Here is a 6,215-nt window from a genome sequence, read left to right on the forward strand (position 1 = left end):
ATATTACATGTGATGCATTGTAGGCATCACCACTGTATTAAGGATGTATAATGCCAGTTATTACCCTCCCTGACGGCAGTCAGCGTAGTTTTGAAAACCCAGTAAGCACATATGACGTAGCAAGCGATATCGGTCCCGGACTTGCCAAAGCAACCATTGCCGGTCGAGTTAATGGTAGCCGTGTTGATGCATGTGACTTAATCACCGACGATGCGCGATTAGAAATTATCACAGCAAAAGATGATGATGGTTTAGAGATCATCCGTCACTCGTGTGCGCACCTTATTGGTCATGCGGTTAAGCAGCTTTTCCCTGAAGCAAAAATGGCAATCGGTCCGACCATCGATAATGGTTTTTATTACGATATCGATATGGAACATTCTTTAAGCCAAGATGATTTAGATGCTATCGAAAAGCGTATGCTTGAGCTTGCAAAAACAAACTACGACGTTGTTAAAAAGACCGTAAGCTGGCAAGAAGCACGCGATACTTTTGAAGCGCGTGGTGAAACATATAAGATGGAAATCTTAGACGAGAACATTGCAAAAGATGACCGTCCGGGTTTATACCATCACGAAGAATACATCGACATGTGTCGTGGTCCACACGTACCAAATATGAAATTCTGCCAACACTTTAAAATTATGAAAGTGGCAGGTGCTTATTGGCGTGGTGACTCAGAAAACAAAATGCTGCAACGTATCTACGGCACAGCATGGGCAGATAAAAAGCAACTTAAAGCATATTTAAAACGCTTAGAAGAAGCTGAAAAGCGTGACCACCGTCGTATTGGTAAAGCACTTGATTTATGGCACTGGCAAGAAGAAGCTCCAGGTATGGTGTTTTGGCACAATGATGGCTGGAGTATTTACCGTGAACTAGAAGACTTCGTTCGTGAAAAGCTACGTGAGTACGATTACGAAGAAGTAAAAGGCCCGTTAATGATGGACCGTGGTTTATGGGAAAAATCAGGTCATTGGGACAAATACGCAGATGCGATGTTCACAACTGAATCTGAAAAGCGTGAGTATGCAATCAAACCTATGAACTGCCCAGGTCACGTACAAATCTTTAATCAAGGTTTAAAATCATACCGTGATTTACCATTACGTATGGCTGAGTTTGGTTGTTGTCATCGTAACGAACCATCAGGAGCACTTCACGGCTTAATGCGTGTGCGAGGGTTTACACAAGATGATGCGCATATCTTCTGTACAGAAGAGCAAATCATGGATGAAGTTTCTGCATGTATTAAAATGGTTTATGACACATACGAAACGTTTGGCTTTGAGAAGATTGTTGTAAAACTTTCTACTCGTCCAGAAAAGCGTATCGGTGAAGACGAAATGTGGGATAAAGCAGAGCTTGCGCTTGCTGAAGCACTTAAAGCAAACGACATTGAGTTTGATTACCTACCAGGTGAAGGTGCATTCTACGGTCCTAAGATTGAGTTTACACTTTATGACTGTTTAGATCGTGCTTGGCAATGTGGTACAGTGCAGCTAGACTTTGCATTACCGGGTCGTTTAGGTGCAACTTATGTTGCAGAAAACAATGAACGTCGTACACCTGTAATGATCCACCGTGCTATTTTAGGTTCAATTGAGCGTTTCATCGGTATTTTAACTGAAGAATATGCTGGATTGTTCCCAACATGGCTTGCTCCTAAGCAAGTAGTGATCATGAATATCACGGATAAACAAGCTGATTATGTGCAAGAAATTGTACAAAAATTAAATAAACTTGGAATTAGAGCCGCTGCTGACTTGAGAAATGAGAAGATTGGCTTTAAAATCCGTGAACATACGTTAAAGCGTATTCCTTACTTACTTGTTGTTGGCGATAAAGAAGTTGAACAGCAAGAGGTGGCAGTACGTACTCGCACAGGTGAAGACCTAGGCAAATTTAGTGTTGATGATTTTATCGCTAAAGTAAGCGAAGAAATTAAAAATCGACAATAAATCATGAGCGTGTAGGGCATAACAAACAGCCAACTACACGCTTTTTATTTTATATTCTTGGAGGATCGTACCATTAGAGGCGGCAAGAAAGGGCAACAAACAGCTCAAAAAAATCGTATCAACGAAGATATTACAGCTAAAGAAGTTCGTTTAATTGGCATTGACGGTGAACAAGCTGGCATCGTGTCATTAAAAGAAGCACAAGCTATGGCTGATGATGCGGGTGTAGATCTTGTAGAAATCAGTCCTAATGCTGAGCCACCTGTTTGTAAGGTTATGGACTACGGTAAGTTCATCTTTGAAAAAAGCAAAGAACTAAAAGAACAAAAGAAAAAGCAAAAGCAGATCCAGGTTAAAGAAATCAAATTCCGTCCGGGTACGGATGAAGGTGATTACCAGGTTAAGCTTCGCAACTTACGCAAGTTCTTAGAAGCGGGTGACAAAGCTAAAATTACTATCCGTTTCCGTGGTCGTGAAATGGCTCACCAAGAAATTGGTATTGAATTATTAAACCGAGTTAAAGCTGATTTGGAAGATGTTGCACAAGTAGAGTCTTTCCCAAATCGTGTTGAAGGTCGCCAGATGGTTATGATGATGGCGCCTGTTGCTAAAAAGCAATAAACGCGGTATATTACGCACCGATTTTATTTCAGGTCTGCAAGTAACAGTTTTCTGTTCACCTGAAATAACCGGTTTAAGTAAGGTTGCACTGCTTTTGTAGTGAACCTTCACCGGACTATGGCAGTAAGTTAGGCCTTTAAAGAAGAGCTATTTTATATCTCTCGCCTGCTTGCTAATGTTTAAGCAATACATTTGGAGTTATTGCAATGGCTTATAAGCTAAAAACTCACAGAGGCGCTGCTAAGCGTTTCAAGAAAACTGCTTCTGGCGGTTTCAAGCGTAAACAAGCGCATCTTCGTCACATTCTGACTAAGAAAACTTCTAAGCGTAAATTACACTTACGTCCTAAGATGATGGTTCATAAGAATGACCATGGTCTAGTTTCACGTATGTTACCATTCGCTTAATAGGAGTCTTCAGAAATGGCAAGAGTTAAACGCGGTGTTATCGCACGTGCACGTCACAAAAAAGTTTTAAAGCAAGCTAAAGGTTACTACGGAGCACGTTCACGTGTTTACCGCGTAGCTTTCCAGGCAGTTACTAAAGCGGGTCAATACGCTTACCGTGACCGTCGTGCTAAGAAACGTACTTTCCGTCAACTTTGGATTGCACGTATCAATGCAGCTGCTCGTCAAAACGGTCTTTCATACAGCCGTTTTATCAATGGTCTTAAAAAGACTTCTGTAGAAATCGATCGTAAGATTCTTGCAGATATCGCTGTTTATGACCAAGTTGCATTCGCAGCGCTTGTTGCAAAAGCAAAAGAAGGCCTAGCGGCTTAATTTCGCTTTTCATAAAGTTTAAAAAGGAGCCTAGCGCTCCTTTTTTTGATCTTATTCCAATCCGCTTAATTAAGTAGTCTATTTTGAGGCAATAAAACCTCGTTGATAACAAGGCGGAAATTTCGTTATTTAGTTGTTCTAAATGAGAAATTTTTAACGAAGTTAGCGACAGGTTTAATCCCGCAAAATGATTAAGTATTATTGCGGGTTGGTATTAAATAATATTCATAAGTAACATCGATTCTGCATAGCGTATGTCGTTTGCTCCATTTTTTTGTTGAATCACCGCAGTTTACGCAATCCCTTCAGATTAGTTGTTATAATTTCCACAAAGAATAAGTACCGCACTTGAGAGTGATATGTTTGCGAGTTTAGTGTTTTTATCTGCTGCAGTAACTTTAGACAGCCACTTACCCCCATTGTTACCATGGCAAGGTGACAGTGTGTCTTTGATGCAAGAAAAAGGGCCATTGACCACAGATTTTGAATTAAGTGAAGGCACTTTATCACCAAATTATGCTGACACTATGGCATTTGTTGATCGCCTTGTTGCGGCAAATCCAACACAGTTCAAAGTCACGACTATTGCAAAGAGTAGCTCTGACCGTGCGGTCAAGATGTTAGTGGCGAATGAGCAAGGCTTATTTGATGCGAAACAACTCGTAGCAGATACAAAACCAACCATTTTGATTCAAGCAGGTATTCACAGCGGTGAAATTGATGGCAAAGATGCCATGTTTATGCTTTTACGCGATATTGCGACAGGTAAACGCCGCGATATTTTGAGCAAAGTAAATATTCTGTTTATCCCTATTTTAAACGTTGACGGTCATGAACGTAGAAGCAAATATAACCGTATAAATCAGCGTGGTCCTATAGAAATGGGTTTTCGGACAAATGCACTAAATTTAAACTTAAATCGAGATTACACAAAGCTTGATACGCCAGAAGTACGTGGCGTGATGAAAGCTATTAATCAATTTAAACCCGATTTATATGTGGATATCCATGTAACCGACGGCGCTGATTATCAATATGATGTGACCTACGGTTACAACCCCGTTTTTTCCAGTGAGTCACCAAGCGTTTCTGAAGCGTTAGATAACCTTTTTAAACCAGTAATAGACGCAAAGCTTGAAAAAGCAGGCCATATTCCAGGTCCGCTAGTTTTCGTTATGGATAAGCGTGAGTTTAAAAAAGGCTTAGCTGGTTGGGTCGCTACTCCGCGTTTTTCAAATGGCTGGGGGGATTTACGTTCACTGCCAACCATCTTAGTTGAAAATCATTCATTAAAACCCTACAAGCAACGTGTTTTAGGTACCTATGTTTTTATTGACGGTACGATTGATGCTTTAGCAGCAAACGATAAAGCGCTTAATGAAGCTGTTAAAAAAGAGCTTGATTTTAAGCCAACGCAATTAGTCGTTGAGCGTGGTTATGCGAAAGAGCCAGATACTATCGAATTTAAAGGTATCGCTTATTCAAGAACAGAAAGTGCATTGTCAGGGCAGCCTGAAGTTAAATATTTAGGTGAAGCTAAAAACTATGACGCATTACCAATTTTTTGGCAAAAAGACGTTAAAAAGACCGTTAATGTTCCTACAGCGTTTTATATTCCGCCTGCATACAGTCAATTGGTTGCAAAGCTTAAACTTCATGGTATCGACGTAACGACACTGAATGAAGCTATTTCTGAACCATTAACGCAAGCAAGCGTTGCTGATTATTCATTTGCAAAAACGCCTTTTGAAGGACGTTTTCGCGTAGAGGCAACATTTGATTACAATACAGTTGAAAATATCGATATAACAGGCTGGTATAAAGTCTCAACGGATCAGTCCTATTCTGAACTGGCAACGCACTTGTTACATCCTGAAGCGCCTGATTCATTTTTTGCGTGGGGTGAGTTCAATACTATTTTTCAGCGTACCGAGTATGTGGAAAATTACGCTTTAATGCCGTATGCACGACAAATGTTAAAAGATAAGCCAGCACTAGCTTTAGAGTTTGACAAAAAAATTCGTGAAGATAAAAACTTTGCAAAAGATGCAGATGCTCGTTTGCATTGGCTTTATGAGCGTACACCATTTTATGATCAAGGCTATTTAAAATATCCAATTTTAATGACGTTTGAGCAGTTACAAAAAGGACAATAACATGAAAGTCATAACTGTTCCTGTCACTGGTTTTGCCCAAAACTGTCGAATTATTATTTGTAAGCAGACAAATAAAGCAGCTTTAGTTGACCCAGGTGGTGATGCAGAAAAGCTACAAGCTGAACTTGCAGCTTTAAATTGTCAATTAGAGGCAATTTATTTAACACATGGTCACTTAGACCATGTGGGTGCTGCAAAGCAACTCGCAGAGCACTTCAGTGTTGATATCATTGGCCCACATTTAGATGATAAATTTTGGTTTGATGCCTTACCCATGCAAGCACAAATGTTTGGTTTTACGGCGATTTCGCCATTTTATCCAACGAAGTGGCTAAATCATGGTGATACAATCACAGTGGGTGAACTTGAATTATCAGTACGCCATTGCCCAGGGCATACGCCTGGTCATGTTGTTTTTTATCACCAAGGTTCAGAACAAGTGATAGTGGGTGATGTGATTTTCCAAGGCTCTGTTGGTCGTACTGATTTTCCGAAAGGGGATAGTGCGCAATTAATCGAATCAATTAATTCTGAGATCTTATCATTCTCAGATGAGGTTGCTATTTTGCCAGGCCACGGTCCGAATACCACCGTAGGGCATGAGCGAAAAACAAATCCATTTATTAGTGGACGTTTTGGTTAATGCCAACTCGTAATATTTGCTAAGTACTTTATTAAATGGGTTGGTATAAAAT

At 40.2% G+C, this 6,215-nt stretch carries 6 protein-coding genes; all 6 read left to right on the forward strand.

What is annotated here, in order from left to right; translation table 11 throughout:
• Nucleotides 1-50 precede the first annotated feature (50 nt).
• Entirely contained in the window at nucleotides 51-1,961 is a 1,911-nt protein-coding gene (gene thrS, locus L1D46_RS19260; protein WP_130051571.1) for a threonine--tRNA ligase, read from the forward strand.
• Between the two features lie 57 nt (nucleotides 1,962-2,018).
• Nucleotides 2,019-2,582: a translation initiation factor IF-3 gene (gene infC, locus L1D46_RS19265; RefSeq protein ID WP_130051570.1), complete on the forward strand. Its 564-nt coding sequence runs from the start codon at nucleotides 2,019-2,021 to the stop codon at nucleotides 2,580-2,582.
• A 206-nt stretch (nucleotides 2,583-2,788) separates the two neighbouring features.
• Entirely contained in the window at nucleotides 2,789-2,989 is a 201-nt protein-coding gene (gene rpmI / locus L1D46_RS19270) for a 50S ribosomal protein L35 (protein WP_054554888.1), read from the forward strand.
• Between the two features lie 15 nt (nucleotides 2,990-3,004).
• Nucleotides 3,005-3,364 (forward strand): 50S ribosomal protein L20, encoded by a 360-nt coding sequence (rplT, locus tag L1D46_RS19275; protein ID WP_036968189.1) that lies wholly within the window; start codon nucleotides 3,005-3,007, stop codon nucleotides 3,362-3,364.
• Between the two features lie 359 nt (nucleotides 3,365-3,723).
• Nucleotides 3,724-5,520 (forward strand): M14 family metallopeptidase, encoded by a 1,797-nt coding sequence (locus tag L1D46_RS19280; RefSeq protein WP_130051569.1) that lies wholly within the window; start codon nucleotides 3,724-3,726, stop codon nucleotides 5,518-5,520.
• 1 nt (nucleotide 5,521) lies between these two features.
• A complete protein-coding gene (locus L1D46_RS19285) occupies nucleotides 5,522-6,163 on the forward strand; it encodes an MBL fold metallo-hydrolase (RefSeq protein ID WP_130051568.1) in 642 nt (213 codons plus the stop codon).
• Nucleotides 6,164-6,215: the final 52 nt, after the last annotated feature.

Source organism: Pseudoalteromonas sp. Isolate3, assembly GCF_022398505.1.
GTDB classification, from domain to species: domain Bacteria; phylum Pseudomonadota; class Gammaproteobacteria; order Enterobacterales; family Alteromonadaceae; genus Pseudoalteromonas; species Pseudoalteromonas apostichopi.

Bases quoted from the DNA above. Each gene is read 5' to 3' on its own strand.
- thrS (WP_130051571.1), top strand. From the start codon at position 51: ATGCCAGTTATTACCCTCCCTGACGGCAGTCAGCGTAGTTTTGAAAAC.
- rpmI (WP_054554888.1), top strand. From the start codon at position 2,789: ATGGCTTATAAGCTAAAAACTCACAGAGGCGCTGCTAAGCGTTTCAAG.
- rplT (WP_036968189.1), top strand. From the start codon at position 3,005: ATGGCAAGAGTTAAACGCGGTGTTATCGCACGTGCACGTCACAAAAAA.
- L1D46_RS19280 (WP_130051569.1), top strand. From the start codon at position 3,724: ATGTTTGCGAGTTTAGTGTTTTTATCTGCTGCAGTAACTTTAGACAGC.
- L1D46_RS19285 (WP_130051568.1), top strand. From the start codon at position 5,522: ATGAAAGTCATAACTGTTCCTGTCACTGGTTTTGCCCAAAACTGTCGA.